This window comes from Methylobacterium isbiliense (genome assembly GCF_022179325.1).
In the GTDB taxonomy this organism is placed as follows: domain Bacteria; phylum Pseudomonadota; class Alphaproteobacteria; order Rhizobiales; family Beijerinckiaceae; genus Methylobacterium; species Methylobacterium isbiliense.
This window is the reverse complement of sequence record NZ_BPQQ01000005.1, coordinates 35,110-56,192: the sequence shown is the minus strand read 5'-3', so window position 1 is coordinate 56,192 and position 21,083 is coordinate 35,110. Positions and strand designations below refer to the sequence as shown.

19 protein-coding genes are annotated in these 21,083 nt (G+C 72.4%); 10 read left to right on the top strand and 9 right to left on the bottom strand.

What is annotated here, in order from left to right; translation table 11 throughout:
• Nucleotides 1-145 precede the first annotated feature (145 nt).
• Complete coding sequence (locus MFF61_RS02860; protein ID WP_238233609.1) at nt 146-835, bottom strand: glutathione S-transferase family protein; 690 nt, start codon at nt 833-835, stop codon at nt 146-148.
• 457 nt (nt 836-1,292) lie between these two features.
• Between MFF61_RS02860 and MFF61_RS02855 the strand changes: the two genes are divergently transcribed.
• Entirely contained in the window at nt 1,293-1,484 is a 192-nt protein-coding gene (locus MFF61_RS02855; RefSeq protein WP_238233608.1) for a hypothetical protein, read from the top strand.
• Nucleotides 1,485-1,518: 34 nt separating this feature from the next.
• On the opposite strand, the gene MFF61_RS02850 is transcribed toward MFF61_RS02855, so the two are convergent.
• Nucleotides 1,519-4,377, bottom strand: a complete 2,859-nt coding sequence (locus tag MFF61_RS02850; protein ID WP_238233607.1) for a GDSL-type esterase/lipase family protein — start codon at nt 4,375-4,377, stop codon at nt 1,519-1,521.
• 316 nt (nt 4,378-4,693) lie between these two features.
• On the opposite strand from MFF61_RS02850, the gene MFF61_RS02845 reads away from it, so the two are divergent.
• Nucleotides 4,694-5,212 (top strand): hypothetical protein, encoded by a 519-nt coding sequence (locus MFF61_RS02845; RefSeq protein WP_238233606.1) that lies wholly within the window; start codon nt 4,694-4,696, stop codon nt 5,210-5,212.
• A gap of 368 nt (nt 5,213-5,580) precedes the next feature.
• Here the strand turns inward: MFF61_RS02845 and MFF61_RS02840 are convergent, their stop codons facing one another.
• From MFF61_RS02840 to MFF61_RS02830, 3 genes are all read right to left on the bottom strand, one after another.
• A complete protein-coding gene (locus tag MFF61_RS02840; RefSeq protein ID WP_373324555.1) occupies nt 5,581-5,856 on the bottom strand; it encodes a hypothetical protein in 276 nt (91 codons plus the stop codon).
• A 75-nt stretch (nt 5,857-5,931) separates the two neighbouring features.
• Complete coding sequence (locus MFF61_RS02835; protein ID WP_238233605.1) at nt 5,932-7,785, bottom strand: aq_1923 C-terminal domain; 1,854 nt, start codon at nt 7,783-7,785, stop codon at nt 5,932-5,934.
• Nucleotides 7,786-7,853: 68 nt separating this feature from the next.
• The gene (locus MFF61_RS02830; protein WP_238233604.1) at nt 7,854-8,180 is read right to left on the bottom strand and encodes a HesB/IscA family protein; all 327 of its coding nucleotides are present in this window, start codon (nt 8,178-8,180) and stop codon (nt 7,854-7,856) included.
• 216 nt (nt 8,181-8,396) lie between these two features.
• Between MFF61_RS02830 and MFF61_RS02825 the strand changes: the two genes are divergently transcribed.
• Nucleotides 8,397-9,635, top strand: a complete 1,239-nt coding sequence (locus MFF61_RS02825) for a deoxyguanosinetriphosphate triphosphohydrolase (protein ID WP_238233603.1) — start codon at nt 8,397-8,399, stop codon at nt 9,633-9,635.
• A 112-nt stretch (nt 9,636-9,747) separates the two neighbouring features.
• Here the strand turns inward: MFF61_RS02825 and MFF61_RS02820 are convergent, their stop codons facing one another.
• Both MFF61_RS02820 and MFF61_RS02815 read right to left on the bottom strand, forming a co-directional pair.
• Nucleotides 9,748-11,193: a methyl-accepting chemotaxis protein gene (locus MFF61_RS02820; RefSeq protein WP_238233602.1), complete on the bottom strand. Its 1,446-nt coding sequence runs from the start codon at nt 11,191-11,193 to the stop codon at nt 9,748-9,750.
• 233 nt (nt 11,194-11,426) lie between these two features.
• Nucleotides 11,427-12,338: a LysR family transcriptional regulator gene (locus MFF61_RS02815; protein ID WP_238233601.1), complete on the bottom strand. Its 912-nt coding sequence runs from the start codon at nt 12,336-12,338 to the stop codon at nt 11,427-11,429.
• Between the two features lie 103 nt (nt 12,339-12,441).
• Here MFF61_RS02815 and MFF61_RS02810 point away from each other — a divergent pair, with 103 nt between their 5' ends.
• Both MFF61_RS02810 and MFF61_RS02805 read left to right on the top strand, forming a co-directional pair.
• Nucleotides 12,442-13,938 carry a CoA-acylating methylmalonate-semialdehyde dehydrogenase gene (locus MFF61_RS02810; protein ID WP_238233600.1) on the top strand — a complete coding sequence of 499 codons (1,497 nt, stop codon included), beginning with the start codon at nt 12,442-12,444 and terminating at the stop codon, nt 13,936-13,938.
• Nucleotides 13,939-14,095: 157 nt separating this feature from the next.
• Nucleotides 14,096-15,238 carry an acyl-CoA dehydrogenase family protein gene (locus tag MFF61_RS02805; protein ID WP_283205959.1) on the top strand — a complete coding sequence of 381 codons (1,143 nt, stop codon included), beginning with the start codon at nt 14,096-14,098 and terminating at the stop codon, nt 15,236-15,238.
• Nucleotides 15,239-15,246: 8 nt separating this feature from the next.
• Here the strand turns inward: MFF61_RS02805 and MFF61_RS02800 are convergent, their stop codons facing one another.
• A complete protein-coding gene (locus tag MFF61_RS02800; protein ID WP_238233599.1) occupies nt 15,247-15,546 on the bottom strand; it encodes a HigA family addiction module antitoxin in 300 nt (99 codons plus the stop codon).
• 188 nt (nt 15,547-15,734) lie between these two features.
• Between MFF61_RS02800 and mmsB the strand changes: the two genes are divergently transcribed.
• The 3 genes from mmsB (at nt 15,735) to MFF61_RS02785 (ending at nt 17,362) form a co-directional block, all read left to right on the top strand.
• Nucleotides 15,735-16,625, top strand: a complete 891-nt coding sequence (gene mmsB, locus MFF61_RS02795; protein ID WP_238233598.1) for a 3-hydroxyisobutyrate dehydrogenase — start codon at nt 15,735-15,737, stop codon at nt 16,623-16,625.
• Nucleotides 16,626-16,790: 165 nt separating this feature from the next.
• A complete protein-coding gene (locus MFF61_RS02790) occupies nt 16,791-16,988 on the top strand; it encodes a hypothetical protein (RefSeq protein WP_238233597.1) in 198 nt (65 codons plus the stop codon).
• Nucleotides 16,989-17,128: 140 nt separating this feature from the next.
• Complete coding sequence (locus MFF61_RS02785) at nt 17,129-17,362, top strand: hypothetical protein (RefSeq protein WP_238233596.1); 234 nt, start codon at nt 17,129-17,131, stop codon at nt 17,360-17,362.
• 83 nt (nt 17,363-17,445) lie between these two features.
• Here the strand turns inward: MFF61_RS02785 and MFF61_RS02780 are convergent, their stop codons facing one another.
• On the bottom strand, nt 17,446-17,652 hold the full coding sequence (locus MFF61_RS02780) for a hypothetical protein (protein ID WP_238233595.1): 207 nt from the start codon (nt 17,650-17,652) through the stop codon (nt 17,446-17,448).
• A gap of 162 nt (nt 17,653-17,814) precedes the next feature.
• Between MFF61_RS02780 and argS the strand changes: the two genes are divergently transcribed.
• Nucleotides 17,815-19,593, top strand: coding sequence for an arginine--tRNA ligase (gene argS, locus MFF61_RS02775; protein WP_238233594.1), 1,779 nt, complete (start codon nt 17,815-17,817; stop codon nt 19,591-19,593).
• 147 nt (nt 19,594-19,740) lie between these two features.
• Complete coding sequence (locus MFF61_RS02770) at nt 19,741-21,063, top strand: SPOR domain-containing protein (RefSeq protein WP_238233593.1); 1,323 nt, start codon at nt 19,741-19,743, stop codon at nt 21,061-21,063.
• Nucleotides 21,064-21,083 lie beyond the last annotated feature (20 nt).

Here is a 21,083-nt window from a genome sequence, read left to right as displayed (position 1 = left end):
GCGCGGGCGGGCTCCGTCTCGCAGGCGCGCCCTTTATTCTGCCCCCTGCATAGGACCGCCGTTCTCCCGTGGCCAACTCTTTGTCGGCATCGATCGATGCGGGAATTGGATCGATAACCAGGGCCGGCTCTGCGCATCGCGCGGATCAGGCGACGGCCGCGTGGATCGCCGTGCAGTGCCGGACGAGGTTGGGCTGCGCCGCGACGAAGCCCCGGAGCGGCGTGTCGATCGGGGAGAACAGGATGTTGGCGAGAAAGCCGTAGAGGGCCGCGTCGCTGCTCGCCGGCCGCGGGCCGTACAGGTAGCCGGCCTCCGGGACGAGGCCCGCCAGCGCCTGCAGGTCGGCAAGGCCGCGCGCGTAGGCCGCCTCCGGCTCGTAGCGGCCGATGCCCTGGAAATGGTAGCGTTGGGCGTTGAACTCCCGGGCCGCCTGCAGCTGCGCCGGCGTCAGGCTCGGATGCTCGCGCAGCAGCGCGTCGCGAAAGGCCGGCCAGAACCGCTCGTCCTTCCAGCGCGAATAGGACATCACCCAGTAGAGATCGTCGAGCAGGCGCGAGATCAGGAGGGCGGTGATGCACTGCTGCGCCGTGAGCGCGGCATCGAGGGCCACGCCCCGGCGGCGCGCGAGATGCGCCAGGATCGTGTCGCTGTCACCGACCGTCTCGCCCTCATCGACGATGTAGGGCAACTGCCCGCGCGGCGCGCCCGCGGCGTCGAATACGTGTCGATGGACGAACGGCACCCCGGCGAGCCGAAGGAAGGCGAAGACCTTCAGGCCGTAGCCGTTGTTGTCGGCCACGCCGAAGAGGGCGGGATAGGAGTACAGCGTGATCATGGCCTCGCTCCGAACCGGCCGGCGGCGCCCCGGCTCGTCATGGGCCCGCCGGTGATCCGAACCCGACGGCGAGGACGTCCGCACCGTGCGGGCCGGGCATGCGACCGCTGCAAGATCCACCACCCGGCCCGCTGTCCCGCGCTGGGCTAACGGGACGCGCGGAACGCACGGAGCCTTGCATAGAGTGTGATACGGCTCTCTGACAAAGAGCAGTTCAGACCATCGTTCCGAGCACCCCTCGTCCGCGGGGCGGCGAGACTGCCTCTCGTCACGACGAAGCCGGGCGATGATTCCGATGACCTGCCGAAGGTCCGGGGTTCGATCGCGTCTGCACCGGGCGGCATCTTGCGCCGGATTTCCTCGCGCTGACGGCAGCTTAGCGGTCGCGGCCCGCGCTCACGCGGTCGCGAGGCCGGCGAAGGTCTGGTAGACCGGCCGCCGCAGAGAAGGAGCATCGATGCAACTCGTCGTGACCGCCCACACGCCCGAAGGCCCGCAATCCCACCAGCGCACCTCGCCGGAGGCGGCCCTGCGCAAGGCTCACGAATTGGTGGCGGACGGCCACGAGCACGTGGTGATCACCGACATCACCGGCCGCGACTATGCGCCCGAGCAGTTCGACAGCCTGTTCGTGAATCCCGGCACCTGAGCGCGGGGCCTCCTCGTCCCCGTCCGGCACCCGGTCAGTTGATGAACAGGATATCGGACGCCGTGATCAGGGCCGGATCGGTGAGGCTCTGCAGCGTCACGTCGCCCCGGCCGGTCACGCCGCTGCCGACCGACGGGCTCCAGGCCACGTTCACCCGGCCGCCCTGCAGGCTGACCACAAGGTCGGAGACCGAATCGACCCCCGTCGCCTGACGATCGAAGACCAGCTTGTCGGTGTTGTCGGTGAAATCCTGCACCAGGTCGCGGCCGCTGTCGGCCTCGCGGAACTCGATCCGGTCGCTGCCCGTCCCGGTGATCAGGGTATCGTTGCCGGCCCCGCCCACGAGCGTGTCGTCCTGGGCGCCGCCGTCGAGCAGATCGTCGCCGAGGCCGCCGCCGAGCCGGTCGAAGCCGGTCCCGCCGGCGAGACGGTTCGCCCGGTCGTCGCCCGTCAGAAGATCGTTGAAGGCGGAGCCGGTCAGATCGGTGACGGCCGCGTCGATCCCGGTCGTCGCGGGCGGGTTCGGCGGAGCGGCGAGCACCGCGGACGACCAGTGGGCGGCGATCCGCTGATAGGCCGCCTCGGTCGGATGGATGCCGTCGAACAGATCGTTCGTCGTGAAGCCGGCCATCTCGACGAGCGAGACGTTCTGCCCGCTGAGGATGGCGCTGGCGACCTCGGCCCGGATCACGGTGTTGACGGCGTCCACCTCGCCCGTCTCGTCGTCCGAGAGCGGCAGGACGGTGGCGACGTAGACGCGCGTGGCCGGGTTGAAGGCCGTCACTTGGTCGAGCATCGTCGCCAGGGCGGTCCGCACCGTGTTCTGCGGGGTGGTCTCCTGCAGCACGTTGTTGGCGCCGGCCATCAGCAGGATGGTCTCGGGGCGGTAGGCCGTCAGCAGGTCCGGCAGCATCTCCGCGAGGTCGTCCGCCCAGGCGCCCGGGTAGCCGGCATTGTTGGGATCCGGGATGGCGCCGTTGGTCTTCGGCCCCACCATGTCGAACAGCTTGCCGGCCGCCGCCATATCGGACCAGAAATAGCCGCGGTAGCCGTGCTCATCCACGCCCGGAGGGGCGATGCCGTAGGTGATCGAATCGCCGAGCGGCATGAGGGTCTGGGCCGAGGACCACGCGCCGGCGCCGAGACTGGCCGAGACGCCCCGGGTGGCGGAGGCGAAGCTCAGGCTCGACCCGGGCTGCGGCGGCGTGACGGATATGAGGAAGCTGCGCGCCGCCGGCACCGACCCGTCCTCGTTGCCGTCCTCGACGCTGACCGAGAACGACGCGGAGGACCCTTGCGCGCCGTTGTGCCGGAAGGCGACCTGACCGGCGGCGAGCTGCTGGCCGGTGAAGGCCGCCGCAATGGCGCCGTTGACCAGGATGCTGCCGTTGACCGGGCTGCTCGTGGTGAAGGTCACGCCGGAGGCGGTGTCGTCCGGGTCGGTGTAGAACAGGTCCGCGGTGGTGAGCGTGTAGGTCGCGCCGGTGGTGATCGCGGCCTGCAGGTCGCCGGTCAGGACCGGGGCCACGTTCGCCGCCGCACTAAAGGTGATCGACGCGGCGGCCGTCCCCACCGGCTGCCCGCCATTGGCGGTGCCGTCGCCGTCGTTCAATGTCACGGCGAGCTGCCGCGTCAGCCGCGACGGCGCGGCCGCATTGGTCGTGTAGCCGATCTGGCGCAGGAGCGTCTGCGCCCGCGCCAGGGTCGCGTTGGCGCTGGTGAAGGAGACGACGAGGTCCGCGCCGTTGCTGCCGCCCGTGACGCTGCCGACCGCGACGCCGTTCACGCTGACCGTGCTGCCCGAGAGGGTGATGCCGTTGCCGGCCACGAGGCGCAGCTGGTCGCCCGCGGCGGCGTTCGCCGTGAAGGCCACGCGCAGCGACCCGCCGCTCAGGTTCGGCGAATCGACGTCCGCGAGGGTTCCGCCCGGCGCGATCAGGGCCACGGAGCCGGTGGCGCCGTACGGCAGGGTGACGCCGGTCCCGGCGGCCGCCCCGTTGAGATCGACCACCGGCGCGTCGTTGACCGGCGTCACCGTGACCGTCGCGTCGCGCGCCGTGCTCGCGGCGGCGCCATCGCTGGCGACGAAGCGGACGGTCCTGGCGGCCGCAGTCGGCTGGTTGCTGGCGTTGGTGTAGGTGATCCCCCGCACCAGATCCTGGTAGACGGCCGTGGCGGCCCGGCCGGTGATGGTCAGCGCACCGCTCGCCGCATCGTAGCCGACCGTGAGGCCGGCCGCGCTCGCGGCCGCCGCCGCGCTGGCGCTCAAGGCAAGCGACTCGGCGGCGTTGCCGTCCGGCCGGGACAGGAGCGTGGCGGTGACCGACGTCAGCTGCGTGGAATCGGCATCCGTCAGGGTGGCGGCCGGGGCGATGGCCCGCGGCGTCTGCTCGACGGCGCTTGCCGTCACGCCGGTGCCGCTCGCGCTTCCGTTGAGATCGAGGTTCGGGGCGGCATTCGGGGTGGCCGCCGTCATGGCCGCATTGCGCGCGACGCCCGCGAGGGTGAGCGAGAGGCTCTGCGACGCGACCGGAGCGGCGCCCTCGTTCCAATCGTAGGTGAGATTCCGCAGCAGCGTCTGCACGCGCGCGGCCGTGGCGTTGCTGGTGAAGGAGAAGACGAGCGGCGTCCCGTTGCTGCCGCCCGACCACGTGGCGATGACGAGGCCGTCCACGCTGATTTGGTCCGCGGTGTCGTCGACGCCGCCGGCGAAGCTGATCTGAACCTCGGGCCGGAAGCCGGACACGGACAAGGTCTGCCCGGCGAAGTCGCCCGTGGCCGTCAGGGTGGCGTTCGGGATCAGCAGGACCTCCCCGAAACTCGCCTGGTAGGCCCGGGTCGAATCGAGACCCGCGGTCGTGCCGTCGAGGTCGAACAGCGTGATCGTCGCCATTCAGTATTCCTCCCGTTTAAGCCGGCAGAGCGGGCTTCGGGAAGCGATGTAACACTGGATTTAACTCGACAGAAGCTATCCTTGGAGGTATAGCGGCGCCGCCATCACTGACCGGCCCCGTGGATATCGGTACGATGTCGTACAGTCAGCCGGGTACGTCCGATCGCGGATCGATGTCGGCGGGCTCCCGTGCGTCGGGAGGATCCCGCACCGGCCGGTCCCGGCGCGACGTCGGGCGGGACGGTCGGGCAGAGAGAAGCCACGCGGGGCAGGGCCGCGCCGATCGCCGATGCGGGGTTGCCGGGGAGTAGGGATCGTGAGTGTCGAGATCGCGTCCGAGCGCCGCCTGCTGTCGGAGGACGAGCTTCGTCAGGTCGCGCGCAGCCACTATCCCGCTCTGGACGCCCTCGATGCGGAGAGCACGCTCGCCCTGGCCCGATGGCTGCGGGCTCAGCGGGACCGCATCCGCGACATCATCGCGGCACGCCGACGGGCGCGGCGCGGCAAGGCGGCGACGCACGGAGTCGATGCGGCCCAGGCGAGCGAGCGGGGCTTGGCGGCCAAGAAGCAGGTCTTCGCCCGCGCGCTCAAGCGCTTGAACGCACGGCTCGACCGGTTCCGGATCGCCAAGCGCCGCGAGGCGGTGCGTGCCAACCTCCTCGGCGCCCTAGAGCGCAGGAGCGGGGACCGCCGCCATCATCCCGTATCGGGGCGGACGGCCCGGCACGGCATGCGCCCGGCCGACAGCGAGCGCCGCAGCGCCGTGATCGAGCCGGGCGAGGTCGGCCGCGTGTCGCAATCCGTGAAGAACGCCCAGGCCAGACGGGATGCCTGAGCGCTCCGCCGTGGGACGGCCGTCAGCTCGTCGGCGCGTGGAGGCGCGCGCCCGTCCCCTCCTTGCGCAGGGCCATCAAGTCCATCGCCGCCACGGCGATCCACGGGCCAACGAAGACGAGAAAGAACACCAAGCTCATCGTCAGTCTCCTGTGCGGCGCAAGTCGAGCGGCGGCGCGCTCATCGCGAACGACTCACGCACCATAATCGAGCCGGCGCGCCCGGGCTAGATTGTGAAGCATCCGCAAGTCCTGATCAGCGGATGCCGGCCGCGAAGCTTGGCCATGAAGCTTGGCCATGAAGCTTGGCCATGAAGCTTGGCCTTTGCGCGACGACGCGGCTCCGGGGGCGCGGGCGGTCCGGTCCGGGTCAGTACGGATAGCCGTAGTACGGGCGCGGCACCGGGCGGTAGCGCTCGCCGACCGGCCGTCCGTAGCGGGGATAGGCCTGCACGTAGGGGTCGAGGCGCGGGTTGCGGTAATTGCCGTTGTTGACGCCGGCCGAGCGGTCGTTGCCGCTGAGCGCCGCGTAGGGCGACAGGCCGCTGCCCGCATCGCCGCCCCCGCCGCGCTGGGCGAGCGCAGGGCCGGCAACCACGAGGACGAGGGCGCCGGCGAGAGCGGCGCGGCGGGCCATGGTGCTCATGTGAGCCTCCCGGTTCGATCGGATCATCGGACCGAACCGTCCGCCCTGCGTCACGGTTCCGGCGCGGCGCGCCGCTCACTCCGCCGTCGCGGTCACATTCAGACGATCGAACACCTTGCCGGGGCTGCCCACGGTGCTGGCTTCGAGGAAGCCGAGGCCCGCCGGGTCCTTGGCGGCGGCCGTGATGGTGAGGCGGCCGGGCTTGGTCACGAACCGGGCCACCGCGGCCCCGAGCGCCTTGGCGCTCGGCGAATTGCCGAGCACCGCCGGGATGCCGAGCGTCGCGGCCGTGCTGTACTCGCGCTGCAGTTCCGCGGCCTTGAGGCTCGCGGCCTTGGCCTGCTCGCCGAGGAAGCGCTCGAACAGGCCGTTGTTCTCGATCGTCAGCGCCAGCGCCTTGGCGCTCGCGCCGAGCAGCGCCAGGGACGAGACCGCCGTGTCCGGGTTGAACACCTCGCGGCCGATGCCCCCGAAGGTCGCGGTGAGCCGGGCCGTGCCCATCTCCTTGCCGGTGACCGAGAATTCGCGCACCGACACCTCGCGCGCCTCCTCGTTCCAGCTCGAATCGAGCACGCCCGAGAGATCGACGGCGCGGTAGCCGAGGGAGGCGAGGTTCGCCAGCGCCGCGTTGCCGGGCGCGGGCGGCACCGCGAAGGTCAGGCCGTCGAGGGCGAGCCGCGTGGCGGTGGGGATGCCGTCGCGCAGCGCGCTCAGGTCGAGGGCCGCCCCGCGCAGGCCCAGATGCAGCGGGGGCGCGGCGGCCGGATCGCCGCCGGGACCGGCGGGAATGTCAAGGTCGAGCGATTCGACGGTCGCGCGGCCGACGAGCGGCACGTAACGGCGCATCTCGGCCGGGTCGAGGCCTCCCGCGGCGTGGCGGCGCAGCCCTTCGAGGGCGGGCTTCAGCGAGAGGCCCGACAGCGTCAGGCCCTTGAGCCCGAAGCGCCCGGCGGGCCCGTCGAGGCTCATCGCCTCGGAGCGCAGGGTCGCGGTGCCGCCCTCGCTCGCGTAGGTCACGCGCGAGAGGCCGAACCGGGTCGGCGCGCCGTCCCCCGGATCGGTGACGGCGATGTCGCGCAGCTCGATCGTGCCGACCGCCACCGCGTCGAGGAGGTCGGCGGCCAGCCCCGCGTTGCGCACCCGCTCGGGCGGCGGCGCCGTCTCGGGATCGCCCGCCGTGAGGAGGCCGAGCGCCTCGGCCCAGGGGGTCGCGGTCGGGCGTCCGCCGAAGTCGCGCCCGTCGATGCGGCCGATGCGCAGCGTCGCGCCCTTCGGGCCGGAGAGGGCGACGTCCTCCACCGCGACGGTGCCGTAGACCCGGATCGCCGGGGCGTCCGGTCCGCCGCGCTCGGTGAGGAGCCGGGCGAGACCCACGAGGTCGAGATCGGCGACCGCGATCCGGCCGTAGGCCCCCGAGCCCGGTCCCGCCTCGGGCTTGGCGCCCTCGATGGTGAGCACCGCGCCCGCCGCGTCGAGGCTGCGCGCCCGGCCCGCCACGAGGTCGCGGGCGAGGACGTCGCGGTAGACCGTGACCTGCACCTGGTCGCCCACGGCCTGCTCGACGCGCAGGAGGGGCGCGGCGAGGGTCGCGGCCGAGAGGCGCGCGAGGCGGGCCGCCCAGGGCTCGCTCCCGGCCGGGTCGAGCAGGGCCTGCAGGTCGGCGCGCGACAGGCGGGTGCCGCCGACCTCGATCCGCGGCGCCTTGACGAGGGTGGTGCCGAACTTCAGCGACACGTCGTCGAGGACGACCGTGGCGTCCTGCGCCAGGGCCGCGCCGACGAGGCTCCAGGGCGCGCTCCCGCCGGCGATCCCGACCCGGCCGATCTCGAGCCGTCCGCCACCCGGCAGCGCCAGCGAGACGGCCGCCCCCAGCGTGTCTCCGCCCACCAGCGCCCCGCAGGCGGCGGCAGCGAACAAGGCCCGGGCCATGCCCGTTCGTTTCCAGCGGGTCATGGTCGGGGTCCTGGGTCGGGTTTCCGCGAAAGGGGAAGGGCGGTTCAGAGCGAGAAGGAGGTGCCGCAGCCGCAGGACGCGGTGGCCTGCGGATTCTCGATCTTGAAGGACTGCCCGATCAGGTCGTTGACGAAGTCGATGGTCGATCCGCGCATGTACTCGAACGACAGCGGGTCAACCAGGACGGTGGCGCCGTCGCGCTCCACCGCCCTGTCGTCCCCCGCGCGGTCCTGCGCGATGTCGAAGGCGTACTGGAAGCCGGAGCAGCCGCCCCCGTTCACGCTGATGCGCAGCATGGACCCGGGGGGCTCGCTGCCCATGATCTCGTTGATGCGGCGCGCGGCGCGCGGCGTGAGCGTGATCTCGGTCATCGGCGGATGGGGCTGTCTCGACCGTCTGGCTGCGGTGCAAGATAGGAACGGACGCGCGCGACCGCAACAGGATCGGGGCCGCGGGCGGGACGGCCGGCCCGGTTCCGTGCCGGCTGCGGCGCGTTCGCAGTGGACCGGCTCTCCCCCGCCGCTGGGAGGACGCCCCATTTTCTGCCACGAACGGTCTCCGGCGTCGGAGGGCGGAGGGACGCGAACGTGCGCGGCAGCAACGGTGAGCGGTGGCGGGCGCCCTATGCCTGCGATCCGGCGGCCTCGCGCGGGCGCCTGATCGGCGAGCCCGCCTCGCCGACCCGTTCGGATTTTCAGCGCGACCGCGACCGGGTGGTGCACTCGGCGGCCTTCCGGCGCCTCAAGCACAAGACGCAGGTCTTCGTGCATCACGAGGGCGACCACTATCGCACCCGGCTCACCCACACCCTGGAGGTGAGCCAGATCGCCCGCGCGCTCGCCCGCGCGCTCGGTCTCGACGAGGACCTCGCCGAGGCGCTGGCGCTCGCCCATGATCTCGGCCACACGCCCTTCGGGCATACCGGCGAGGACGCGCTGCATGCCTGCATGGCCGGGCAGGGCGGCTTCGACCACAACGCGCAGGCCCTGCGCCTCGTCACGCGGCTGGAGCGGCGCTACGCCGCGTTCGACGGGCTGAACCTCACCTGGGAGACGCTCGAGGGTCTGGTCAAGCACAACGGCCCGCTGCTCACGCCCGCGGGCGCGCCGACGCCGCGCTACGCCGCGACCGGCATCCCGGCGGCGATCACCGAGTACAGCGCCGTGCAGGATCTCGCGCTCGCCACCCATCCGGGCCTGGAGGCGCAGGTGGCGGCGCTCGCCGACGACATCGCGTACGATGCCCACGATCTCGACGACGGCCTGCGCGCCGACCTGTTCGCCCTGGACGACCTGCGCGAGGTGGCGTTCCTCGCGGACCTGCTGGCCGAGATCGCGAGGCTCCATCCCGTCCTCGACCGCTCGCGGGTGATCCACGAGCTGACCCGCCGGGTGATCACGCGCTTCGTCGAGGACGTCATCGCCGAGACCGGGCGCCGCCTCGCCCGCCTCGCGCCCGCCGATGCGGATGCGATCCGGGGCGCCGGCGCGCCCGTGGCCGCCTTCTCGGACCCGATCGCCGCGGCCGACCGGGACATCAAGACCTTCCTGTTCGCCCGCATGTACCGCCACCCGGGCGTGATGGCGGTGCGCGCCCGCGCGGCCGGGATCGTCCGGGATCTGTTCGGCGCCTTCACGGCCGACCCCGGCTTCATGCCCGAGGAGTGGCGGGCGGGCCTGTCCGGCCCGGACGACCCGCGCACACCCCGGCGCGTCGCCGACTACATCGCCGGCATGACCGACAACTACGCGGTGAGCCAGCACCGGCGGCTGTTCCCGACGACGCCGGACCTGCACTGGGTGACGTGGCCGGGCGGCCGGGATTAGAGCGGGGTCCGGCCGCGCCGGGGCGGCCGGCGTGCCGGCGGCGGAACGATTGCGGGGCCACGCGCCCGAGCGACGGGCCGGCCGCAACCCCGCCCGGAGCCGCGGCCGAGCCTCAGGCCAGGGCCCGCGCCGCGGCCGCGACCTTGCGCACCGAGGCGTCGACCTCCTCGGCGGCCTGCGCGATGGTCTCCATGGTCTGGCGCACGGAAGCGACGCTGCCGGCGGCGTTCTGCATGTTCAGCGACATCTCCCGTGTCACGGCCGACTGCTCGGTCACCGCGGAGGACACGCTGAGCGAGATCTCGCTCAGGTCGGCGATGCTCCGGGAGATCACGTCGATGGCCGAGACGGCCTGCGCGGTGGCGTCCTGCACGGCGGCGATCTGCTTGCCGATCTCCTCCGTCGCCCGCGAGGACTGGCCCGCCAGCGCCTTGACCTCGGCGGCGACGACCGCGAAGCCGCGCCCCGCCTCGCCGGCCCGGGCCGCCTCGATCGTCGCGTTGAGCGCCAGGAGGTTGGTCTGGTTGGCGATCATGCGGATCAGCGTGACGGCCTCGCCGATCCGGTCGGTCGCCCGGGTCAGGCCGGAGAAGATGGTGTTGGCGGCCTGCGCCCGCTCCACGGCGGAATCCGCCGCCGTCTTCGCCCGGGTGGCGTGCTGGCTCAGTTCATCGATGGAGGAGGCGAATTCCTCGGCGCCGGCGGCCACCGCCTGGACGTTGTGCGAGGTCTCCACCGCCGTCCGGGTGGTGGCGCCCGCCTGCTGGGCCACGGCGCTCATCGCGTGGGTGATCGCCTCGATGTCGGCCTCGATGCTGCGCTGGCCCTCCGCGCGCCGCAGCCGGTCCTGCACCTGCTGCGTGACGTCGGTGGCGAACTTCACCACCGCACAGGGCTTGCCGTCGCCGTCCAGCACCGGGTTGTAGGCCCCGAAGATCCAGACCTCCCGGCCGCCCTTGCCGACGCGCCGGAACTCGCCCGCGTGATGGCGCCCCTCGGCGAGGCTCTTCCAGAACGACGCGTAGGCGGGAGAGGCGCGCTCGGACTCGGTCACGAACAGGCTGTGATGGCGCCCGCGCAGCTCGTCGCGGCTGTAGCCCATCGCCGCGAGGAAATTCTCGTTGGCCTCCGTGATGGTCCCGTCGAGGGAGAAGTGGATCACCGCCTGCGAGCGGTTCAGCGCGCTGATCTGGCCTTCGAACAGCGCGTCGCGTTCCTTGCGCGCCGTGATGTCGGTGGCGAACTTCACGATCCGGCGCGGACGCCCGCGGCGGTCCAGAATCGGATTGTAGGAGGCCTGGATCCAGATGACGCGGCCGTCCTTGGCAACGCGCTTGAACTCGCGCGCCTGGAATTCCCCCTGCCGCAACCGGTCCCAGAATTGCCGGTAGGCCTCGCTCTCCCGTTCGGCCTGCGGCACCAGCATGCTGTGGTGCCGTCCGGCGATCTCATCCAGTCGGTAGCCGATTACGTTGAGGAACGACGGGTTCGCGAACCGGATCGTGCCATCGAGATCGAATTCGATCCGCCCCTGGGACCGATCGATTGCCTCAAGCATCGCATCTTTAACCGCAAATGTCATGATGATCGATCCCCGCCCTTCGCGCCGAGCTCGCAGTATGCATTAAGGTCGTAAGGTAAAAATTCCCCTACAAAGACACTGGTTACTCTGAGGAATCAGACAAGTCGCAGGCTGGCGCCGGGCGGAGCGACAAAGCGCCGCCGGAGGCGGCGTCTCCGGGACACGCGACGTCTCGGACGGGGGAGCGCGCGGCGCCCGGGCCGCCGGGCTCAGCGCCGCCCGAAGAACACCTCCCGGTCGCGCTCCACCACCGCGTAGATGTGCTCGGCCACCGCGCGGATGCGGGCGAGATCGCGGCTGTCGGCGTGCATCAGCAGCCAGAAGCTGCGCGTGAGCGTGACCTCGTCGGGCAGCACGCAGACGAGGTCGCGCCGGTCCGCCGCCATGAAGCAGGGCAGCACCGCGAGGCCCACCCCCGCCACCGCCGCGTGAAGCTGCGCGTTGAGGTTGGCGCTGCGCAGCCGGGCGGAGATCGCCGGCGAGACGTGGTGCAGGTAGTCGAGTTCGGGGGTGTAGAGCAGTTCCTCGATGTAGCCGATGAAGCGGTGGCCTTCGAGGTCGCGCCGGCTCGCGATCGCGGGGAAGCGCCGCAGGTACAGGGGCGAGGCGTAGAGCTTGAGGTCGTAGTCGGTGAGCTTGCGCCCGACGATCCGGCCCTCCTGCGGCAGGCTCAGGCCGATGGCGATGTCGGCCTCGCGCTTGGAGAGGCTGAACAGGCGGGCGGTGGCCACGAGCTGGATGTCGAGGTCCGGGTGGCGCTCGACGAGGCCGGTGAGGCGCGGGGCCAGGAAGGCGCTGCCGAACCCGTCCGGCGCACCGATCCGCACCGTGCCGGTCAGCCGCGCCGCCGAGCGCCCGACGACGCTCTGCCCGTTGATGATCGCGGATTCGACCGCGTCCGCGGTGGCGGCGATGGCCTGGCCCGCCTCGGTGGCGACGTAGCCGGAGGCGCGGCGGTGGAACAGCCGCTCGCCGAGATGGCGCTCCAGCCGGTCGATGCGGCGGATCACCGTGGCGTGGTCGACCCCGAGCCGGCGCGCCGCCGCCGAGACCGTGCCGGCCCGGAACACCGCGAGCGCGAAGCGGTAATCATCCCAGTGGCCGCCGTCGCCCTCCCGCATCCACGCACATCCGTTCCGCGTTCATGCCCATTCCTTTCTGCATTAAGGCAGGGCAAGGTGCCGGCCAATGGCGATCCGAGGCCACGGACAGGGAGAGAACGCGATGCGCGAGGTCGGGCATTTCATCGGGGGCGAGCACGTGGCGGGCCGCTCCGGCCGCCACCAGGACATCTTCCAGCCGATGGACGGCTCGGTGATCGGGCGCGTGGCGCTGGCGAGCGCCGCGGAGATGCGGGGCGCGATCGAGAACGCCGCCCGCGCGCAGGTCGCCTGGGCCGCCACCAACCCGCAGCGGCGCGCGCGGGTGATGATGCGCTTCCTCGACCTGATCGCCAAGGAGACCGACAGTCTCGCCGACCTGCTCGCCCGCGAGCACGGCAAGACGATTCCGGACGCCAAGGGCGACATCCAGCGCGGCGTCGAGGTGGTGGAGTTCGCCTGCGGTATCCCGCAGCTCATGAAGGGCGAGTTCACCGAAGGGGCGGGGCCGGGCATCGACATCTACGCGATGCGCCAGCCGCTCGGCGTGGTGGCGGGCATCACGCCGTTCAACTTCCCGGCGATGATCCCGATGTGGAAGTTCGCCCCCGCCATCGCCTGCGGCAACGCCTTCATCCTGAAGCCGTCCGAGCGCGACCCGGGCGTGCCGATGCGCCTTGCCGAGCTGATGATCGAGGCGGGGCTGCCGGCCGGCATCCTCAACGTCGTCAACGGCGACAAGGAGGCGGTGGACGCGATCCTCGACGACGACCTGATCCGGGCGGTGGGCTTCGTCGGCTCCTCCGACATCGCCCAGTACGTCTATGCCCGCGCCGCCGCGACGGGCAAGCGCGCCCAGTGCTTCGGCGGCGCCAAGAACCACATGATCATCATGCCGGACGCCGACATGGACCAGGCCGTCGACGCGCTGATGGGTGCGGGCTACGGCTCGGCGGGCGAGCGCTGCATGGCGGTCTCGGTGGCGGTGCCGGTGGGCGAGAAGACCGCCGACGCCCTGATGCAGAAGCTGATCCCGCGGGTGGAATCCCTCAAGATCGGCCCCTCGACCGATCCGAGCGCCGATTACGGCCCGCTGGTGACGAAGGCAGCGCTGGAGCGGGTGCGCAACTACGTCGAGATCGGGCTCAAGGAAGGCGCCACGCTCGCGGTCGACGGCCGCGGCTTCACGCTGCAGGGCTACGAGAACGGGTTCTATCTCGGCGGCTGCCTGTTCGACCACGTCACGCCCGAGATGCGCATCTACAAGGAGGAGATCTTCGGGCCGGTGCTGTCGGTGGTGCGGGCGAAGGACTACGCCGAGGCGCTGCGCCTGCCCTCCGAGCACGAGTACGGCAACGGCGTGGCGATCTTCACCCGCGACGGCGACGCGGCGCGCGACTTCGCCGCCAAGGTCAATGTCGGCATGGTCGGCATCAACGTGCCGATCCCGGTGCCGCTCGCCTACTACACCTTCGGCGGCTGGAAGCGCTCGGGTTTCGGCGACCTCAACCAGCACGGGCCGGACTCGATCCGCTTCTACACCAAGACCAAGACCGTCACCTCGCGCTGGCCCTCCGGCGTGAAGGAAGGCGCGCAGTTCTCGATGCCGATCATGCAGTAGGGCGCCCGGCCCCTTCCGCCGCCGGGAGGGGCCGGACCCGGGGGCGCCGCGCGGCTTCCTGCGCGGCGACCCTCGCCTCGACCTCCCGCCAGGGGAGGAGGGGCGCCGCGCCGTGAAGCGGCGCACGCACGACACCGCACTGCCAGGGAGGCCCGCCGTGACCCTGTTCGCGCTGCCGGAGGACCAGATCGCCGTCCGCGACATGGCGCGGGACTTCGCGGCGGAGCGGATCGCGCCCCACGCCCTCGACTGGGACGCGCGCAAGCACTTTCCCGTCGATGTGCTGCGCGAGGCCGCGTCCCTCGGCATGGGCGGGATCACCCTGCGGGAGGAGCATGGCGGCTCCGGCCTGACCCGGCTCGACGCCGCCCTGATCTTCGAGGCGCTGGCGACGGGCTGCCCGACCGTGTCGGCCTATCTCTCGATCCACAACATGGCGGCCGGGATGATCGACCGGTTCGGCTCCGAGGACCAGCGCGGGCGCTGGCTGCCGGGCCTGTGCCGGATGGACCTGCTGGCCGCCTATTGCCTGACCGAGCCCGGCGCCGGCTCCGACGCCGCGTCGCTGCGCACCTCCGCGCGGCGGAACGGCGACGCCTACGTGCTCAATGGGACGAAGCAGTTCATCTCGGGCGCCGGCGCCGCCGACCTCTACGTGACGATGGTGCGCACCGGCGAGCCGGGGCCGCGGGGCATCTCGACGCTCGTGGTGCCGGCGGGCACGCCCGGCCTGTCCTTCGGCGAGAACGAGCGCAAGATGGGCTGGAACGCCCAGCCCACCCGGCAGGTCGTCTTCGAGGAGTGCCGCGTGCCGGCGGCCAACCGGCTCGGCCAGGAGGGCATCGGCTTCAGGATCGCGATGGCGGGCCTCGACGGCGGGCGGCTCAACATCGGCGCCTGCTCGCTCGGCGGCGCCCAGAGCGCCCTCGACCGGACGCTCGCCTACCTCGCCGAGCGCCGCGCCTTCGGGCAGCGCCTCGACGCGTTCCAGGCCCTGCAGTTCCGCCTCGCCGACATGGCGACCGAGCTGGAGGCCGCCCGCGTGATGCTCTATGCCGCCGCCGCCAGCCTCGACCGCGGCGACCCGGACGCGACGCAGCGCTCCGCGATGGCCAAGCGCTTCGCCACCGACACGGGCTTCCGGGTCGCCAACGAGGCGCTGCAGCTCCACGGCGGCTACGGCTACCTGTCGGAATACGGCATCGAGAAGATCGTGCGGGACCTGCGCGTCCACCAGATCCTGGAGGGCACGAACGAGATCATGCGGCTGATCGTGGCGCGCGGTCTGGTGCGGCCGTGACGGGGGGATCAGGCCGCGAGGGGACGAACCCGGGCCTGGATCTCCGGCCCCGCGGCACGGCGGGCCATCCGCAGATCGTAGTCGGATTGCAGGCCGAGCCACATCTCGGCACTTGTGCCGAAGAAGCGGGCGAGGCGCAGGGCGGTGTCGGCCGTGATGGCGCGCTCCCCCCTGACGATGCCCGCGACCGGGCTCACCGGCACGTCGATGTCGCGCGCCAGCCGGTTCTGGCTCACATCGAGCGGCTTGAGGAAGTCCTCCAGCAGGATCTCGCCGGGATGGATGGGATCGAGCGTCTCATCGCGCATGGGTCGTCCTCAGTGAGAGTCGACGATCTCGACCGCGAACGCGTCCCCGTCCTGCCAGCGGAAGCCCGAACCGGCTCGTCGCGGAACAGCCGCTCGGCGTTCCTGTCGGCAAAGGAGCGGATCACGCCCCCAAGCCATTCCGGGATCCGCATTCCGTCAAACAGAATACCTTCTGAGGGAGATCCCCCGTGACCACACTCGCCTTCCTGGGCCTCGGCAACATGGGCGGGCCGATGGCGGCCAACCTCGTGAAGGCCGGGCATGCGGTGACCGGCTTCGACCTCGTGCCGGCGGCCTGCGAGGCCGCGCGCCGGGAGGGCGTGGCGGTCGCGGACTCCGCCGCGGCGGCGGTGGCGGGCGCCGAGGCGGTGATCACCATGCTGCCCGCGGGCCGGCACGTGCTCGCCGTCCTCGACGGGATCCTGCCGCTTCTCGCGCCCGGCACGCTGGTGGTCGACTGCTCGACCATCGACGTGGCGAGCGCCCGGGCGGCCCACGCCAAGGCGGCGGAGCGGGGATTGGCGAGCCTCGACGCCCCGGTCTCCGGGGGCGTCGGCGGGGCCAGGGCCGCGACGCTGACCTTTATGGCGGGCGGGTCGCCCGAGGCCTTCGCGCGCGCCGAGCCGCTCCTCGCCCGCATGGGCCGCAAGGCGGTGCATTGCGGCGGGGCCGGCGCCGGGCAGGCGGCCAAGATCTGCAACAACATGATCCTGGGCATCTCGATGATCGGGGTGTCGGAGGCGTTCGTGCTCGCCGAGAAGCTCGGGCTGTCGCACCAGGCGCTGTTCGACGTCGCCTCCACCTCCTCGGGCCAGTGCTGGTCGCTCACCACCTACTGCCCGGTGCCGGGGCCGGTGCCGACCTCGCCGGCCAACGCGGAGTACAAGCCGGGCTTCGCCGCGGCCCTGATGCTGAAGGACCTGCGGCTGTCGCAGGAAGCCGCGCGGGAGGCCGGCGCGGCGACGCCGCTCGGGGCGCATGCGGAGGCGCTCTACGCCGCCTTCGAGGAGGCCGGCCACGGCGGCACCGACTTCTCGGGCATCGTGCGCCACCTGCGGGAGATGGCCCGGGAGGGCTGAAACCGGTGCGGCACGGCCGCGCTCTGTACCCATGCCCCTGGCAGACCGGCCGCCCCTGCATCATCTAAGGAGTCGGAGCGCGTCCCGCGACGATCCCGTCGCGCGGGGCGCTCTGCCCGTTCCCCGCCACGGGTGCTTGTTCGGGCAACTCAGATCGGGCCGACCATGGCCAAGACGTCCATCACGGGCACGGCGCGCAGCCCGTCCGACGAGGAATTCAGGCAACGGGTGGCACGGCTCGCGCCCCTGCCCACGGTCGAGGTCCCGGCGGCGAAACGCCGCCCGGCCAAGACCAAGGCAGCCCCCGCGCCCGAACGGCCCTCCGACGCCTCCGGTCCCGACGAGTCGCCCGACACGGACTGACGCCAGCGGGCCGCCCGGCCCGACCCGATGAAGGTCTGCGCCGGGCGGCCCGCACCCGTGCGGGGGTCCGGGCCCTCCACCCGGCGTCCGGCCACGGCCGGCCGCCCGAATCGTCGCGCCTTACGGAAGAGTTCGGAAGAATGCTGCGTTCCAAGCAGAAGCCCAAGCCGCAGGAGAGCGGCTTCGTCCTGTTCGACGTCTACTACGAGGACGGGTCGCGCCGTTCGAACCGGCGCGTGCCCCGCGCCGCCCTCAACGGGCTCGACGGCGATGCGCCGGCCCGCGAGATCATCGAGGCGCAGGACCGCGAGATCGCCGAGAAATCCGGGCGCCCCCCGCTCGCGATCAGCCGGGTGGTGCGCTCGGCCGGCTGAGGCCCTCGCCGCCCCGCGCCCGGCCTCGCCCGGCGCCGCATCGTTCGCCGACGCGTCGGACGCGTCGGCGAACGGTCTCGGTCTCAGCGCCGCCGCGCATCCGCGGGGGAGCGGAAGGCCCGCTCCACCGCCGAGAGGGCGCTGCTGTGGGCCTTGTCCTCGCTGTCGTGCGGCCGGTCCGACCGTTCGAGGAGCTTGCCGTTCCGGCGGATCGCCCACCCGAACTTGCCTTTCGGAGAGGTCAGGGGTGCGACTTCGATGGTGAAGGGGTGCAGGTTGGTCTCGGTCATCCCCCGGATCCTGTCATGGATGCGCCGCCTTGGCCACCGGCGGGTTCCGGCGCAGGTTCTCTGTCGCTTGCGGCGAGGCCCCCGGCCGTGAGATGAGCCCGGCTTTCGGGGCTCACGGCGTCGCGGCGCGGCGCCAAGCCCCCGGTCAGCTTCGGTCGCACCATGAACATCTTCGCCGCCTTCGAGGAGCGCATCGGCGAGGCGCTCGCCACCCTCACGCGCGCCGGACACCTGCCCGCGGGGCTCGATCTCGGCCGGGTCGTGGTCGAGCCGCCGCGCGACCCGAGCCACGGCGACCTCGCCACCAACGCCGCCCTGGTCCTGGCCAAGGAGGCGCGCACCAACCCGAAGGCGCTGGCGGAGCTGCTCGCCGCCGAGCTGCGCCGGGATCCCCGCGTCACCGAGGCGAGCGTCGCCGGGCCGGGCTTCCTCAACCTGCGCCTCGACCCCGAGGTCTACGCCGCGGTGATCCGCGCCGCTCTCGGCCAGGGCGCGGCGTTCGGGCGCGGCGCGGCCAAGCCCGGCCTCGTCAACGTGGAATACGTGTCGGCCAACCCCACCGGGCCGATGCATGTCGGCCACGGGCGCGGCGCGGTGTTCGGCGACGCGCTGGCGAGCCTGCTCGCCGCGGCCGGCCGGGCGGTGGTGCGCGAGTACTACATCAACGATGCGGGGGCGCAGGTCGACGTGCTCGCCCGCTCCGCCTTCCTGCGCTACCGCGAGGCCCTCGGCGAGCCGGTGGGCGAGATCCCGGAGGGGCTCTACCCGGGCGACTACCTCAGGCCGGTGGGGCAGGGGCTCGCCGCGGCGCATGGCCGGTCCCTCCTCGACCGGCCGGAGGCGGAATGGCTGCCGGTCGTGCGCGCCTTCGCCATCGCGGCGATGATGGACCTGATCCGCGACGACCTCGCCGCGCTCGGCATCCGCCACGACGTCTTCTTCTCCGAGCGCACGCTCCAGGGGCAAGGGGGCCAGGGAGGGGGTAGGGAAGGGGGCGCCGTCGCGGCGCTGATCGAGAGCCTGCGCGCTCGGGACCTCGTCTATGTCGGACGCCTGCCGCCGCCCAAGGGGCAGCTGCCGGAGGATTGGGAGGACCGCGAGCAGACGCTGTTCCGCTCCACCGCCTTCGGGGACGATATCGACCGGCCGCTGCTGAAGTCGGACGGCTCCTACACCTACTTCGCCTCCGACATCGCCTACCACGCCGACAAGCTGGCACGGGGAGCCACCGAGCTCATCGACGTGCTCGGGGCCGATCACGGCGGCTACGTCAAGCGGATGCAGGCGGCGGTACGGGCGGTGTCGGAAGGCCGCGCCAGCCTCGACGTGAAGCTCTGCCAGCTCGTGCGCCTGCTGCGCGGCGGCGAGCCGGTGAAGATGTCCAAGCGCGCGGGCGAGTTCGTCACGCTGCGCGAGGTCATCGACGAGGTCGGGCGCGACCCCGTCCGCTTCATGATGCTCTACCGCAAGAACGACGCCACCCTCGATTTCGACCTCGCCAAGGTGGTGGAGCAGTCCAAGGACAATCCGGTCTTCTACGTCCAGTACGCGCATGCCCGGGCCTCCTCGGTCTTCCGGCAGGCCCGCGAGGCGTTTCCCGACGAGGATTTCTCCGGTGCCGCCCTCGCCCACGCCGACCTCTCGCTCCTCAGCGACCCCGGCGAGGTCGAGATCATGCGCCTCGTCGCCCAGTACCCGCGGGTGGTCGAATCGGCCGCCTCCGCCCACGAACCGCACCGGCTGGCCTTCTACCTGCACGACCTGGCCAGCGCGCTCCACAGTTTTTGGAACAAGGGCAAAGACTTGCCGCAATTACGGTTTGTTAATCAGACCGACCGAAAGTCGACCCTGTCGAGGCTGGCCCTCGTCGCGGCGCTGCGGGGCGTGATCGCCTCGGGCCTCGGGATCCTCGGCGTCACCGCGCCCGACGAGATGCGGTGAACCGGGCGTCCCGCGCAGGCGTTCCGCGGTGGAGGGTCGGCAGCATGGTTGGATGACGCCGACCCCGGCCGGGGAGAGGCGGCAGGCGTCGCCGCGCCGGGAGCGAACGCGGTGAGGCGATGCGAACGTGAACAGGATGGGGCCGCCATGACGACCAACGCTTCCCGGATCCCCGTCGACGACGGGTTCGAGCCGGTCCGGCAGCCGCTCGCCGCGCGTCCGGGCATCGGCGCCGCCAAGGGCGACCCGCTGGCGGAACTCGCCCGAATCGTCGGGCAGGACGACCCCTTCCGGGCGCTGCTGGCGGCCAAGGAATCGCGCCGGCCCCCGGCCGACGAGGGCGGCACCGGCCGCGTCGAGCCCACGATCCCGAGCTACGGTCCGGAGGCGGAGCCCGCGCCGCCCGGCACGCCGGCCGACGCCTTCAACCAGTACCTCGCCGCCGTCCAGCGCGAAGCCGTGCCGGAGCCGGAGGCCCCCGCCGCCGTGGAGGAGCCCGCGCCCGAACCGGCGCCGGAGCGGCCCCGCGGCCGCCGGCGGCTGATGCTGGTGGGCAGCGGGCTCGCGGTGGTGGCGGTGGCGGTGGGCGGCGCCCTGACGTGGCGCGCCCTCCATCCGGGCCGCACCGCCGGCACGCCGATCGTCGTGATGGCCGATCAGGCGCCGTTGAAGATCGCGCCGGCACCGCAGGCCGCCGGCGGCGTCGAGTTCCCGGACCAGAACAAGCAGATCTACGAGCGCAACGCCAAGGACGGCCAGATCCGGATCGTCAACCGCGAGGAGCAGCCCCTCGACGTCAAGCAGGCTGCCCGCGCGCTGGTGAACGAGGCCGCCACCGCCGCCACGCCCGCCCCGGCGAGCGGCGCGCCCGTGAACATGCTGACCGAATCGCTCGGCGAGCCGCGCCGCGTGCGCACCGTCTCGGTGAAGCCCGAGCCGCCGCCGTTCGAGGCGCAGCGCGCCGCGCAGGGGACGCAGGGCGGCCCCGCCGCCCCGCCGATCCCGACCATGACGCTGCCCGACGCCGCCCCGGCCCCGGCCACGCCGCGCGCGGCCACCCGCTCGCTGCAGGCCGCCACCGCCACCCCGGCGCCGGAGCCGCAGGCCGCCGAGACCGTGTCGTCGACGAAGCCGGCCGTGCAGCGGCTGGCCTCCGCCGAGCCGCCCCCGGTCAGGCCCGCCCCGGCGCCGACGCCCGCCCCGAGCGCCGACACCCAGGCGCCGGTCGGCGGCTACTCGGTGCAGCTCTCGGTGCGAGCCACCGAGAAGGAGGCCCGCGCGGCCTTCGTCCAGGCGCAGGAGCGCTACCGCGCCGAACTCTCCGGCCAGTCGCCGCTGATCCGCCAGGCGGAGGTCAACGGCAAGACCATCTTCCGCGTCCGTGTCGGCCCGATGTCGAAGGAGAGCGCGAACGGCCTGTGCGGCAAGCTGCAGGCCGCCGGCGGTCCCTGCTTCGTCGCCAAGAACTGAGTCGCCCCGCACCGCGCGGC

What these genes read in the sequence shown, in the direction of transcription:
- MFF61_RS02860 (WP_238233609.1), bottom strand. Translation starts at nt 835, where the DNA reads ATGATCACGCTGTACTCCTATCCCGCCCTCTTCGGCGTGGCCGACAAC.
- MFF61_RS02855 (WP_238233608.1), top strand. Translation starts at nt 1,293, where the DNA reads ATGCAACTCGTCGTGACCGCCCACACGCCCGAAGGCCCGCAATCCCAC.
- MFF61_RS02850 (WP_238233607.1), bottom strand. Translation starts at nt 4,377, where the DNA reads ATGGCGACGATCACGCTGTTCGACCTCGACGGCACGACCGCGGGTCTC.
- MFF61_RS02840 (WP_373324555.1), bottom strand. Translation starts at nt 5,856, where the DNA reads ATGAGCACCATGGCCCGCCGCGCCGCTCTCGCCGGCGCCCTCGTCCTC.
- MFF61_RS02835 (WP_238233605.1), bottom strand. Translation starts at nt 7,785, where the DNA reads ATGGCCCGGGCCTTGTTCGCTGCCGCCGCCTGCGGGGCGCTGGTGGGC.
- MFF61_RS02830 (WP_238233604.1), bottom strand. Translation starts at nt 8,180, where the DNA reads ATGACCGAGATCACGCTCACGCCGCGCGCCGCGCGCCGCATCAACGAG.
- MFF61_RS02820 (WP_238233602.1), bottom strand. Translation starts at nt 11,193, where the DNA reads ATGCTTGAGGCAATCGATCGGTCCCAGGGGCGGATCGAATTCGATCTC.
- MFF61_RS02815 (WP_238233601.1), bottom strand. Translation starts at nt 12,338, where the DNA reads ATGCGGGAGGGCGACGGCGGCCACTGGGATGATTACCGCTTCGCGCTC.
- MFF61_RS02810 (WP_238233600.1), top strand. Translation starts at nt 12,442, where the DNA reads ATGCGCGAGGTCGGGCATTTCATCGGGGGCGAGCACGTGGCGGGCCGC.
- MFF61_RS02800 (WP_238233599.1), bottom strand. Translation starts at nt 15,546, where the DNA reads ATGCGCGATGAGACGCTCGATCCCATCCATCCCGGCGAGATCCTGCTG.
- MFF61_RS02790 (WP_238233597.1), top strand. Translation starts at nt 16,791, where the DNA reads ATGGCCAAGACGTCCATCACGGGCACGGCGCGCAGCCCGTCCGACGAG.
- MFF61_RS02785 (WP_238233596.1), top strand. Translation starts at nt 17,129, where the DNA reads ATGCTGCGTTCCAAGCAGAAGCCCAAGCCGCAGGAGAGCGGCTTCGTC.
- MFF61_RS02780 (WP_238233595.1), bottom strand. Translation starts at nt 17,652, where the DNA reads ATGACCGAGACCAACCTGCACCCCTTCACCATCGAAGTCGCACCCCTG.
- argS (WP_238233594.1), top strand. Translation starts at nt 17,815, where the DNA reads ATGAACATCTTCGCCGCCTTCGAGGAGCGCATCGGCGAGGCGCTCGCC.
- MFF61_RS02770 (WP_238233593.1), top strand. Translation starts at nt 19,741, where the DNA reads ATGACGACCAACGCTTCCCGGATCCCCGTCGACGACGGGTTCGAGCCG.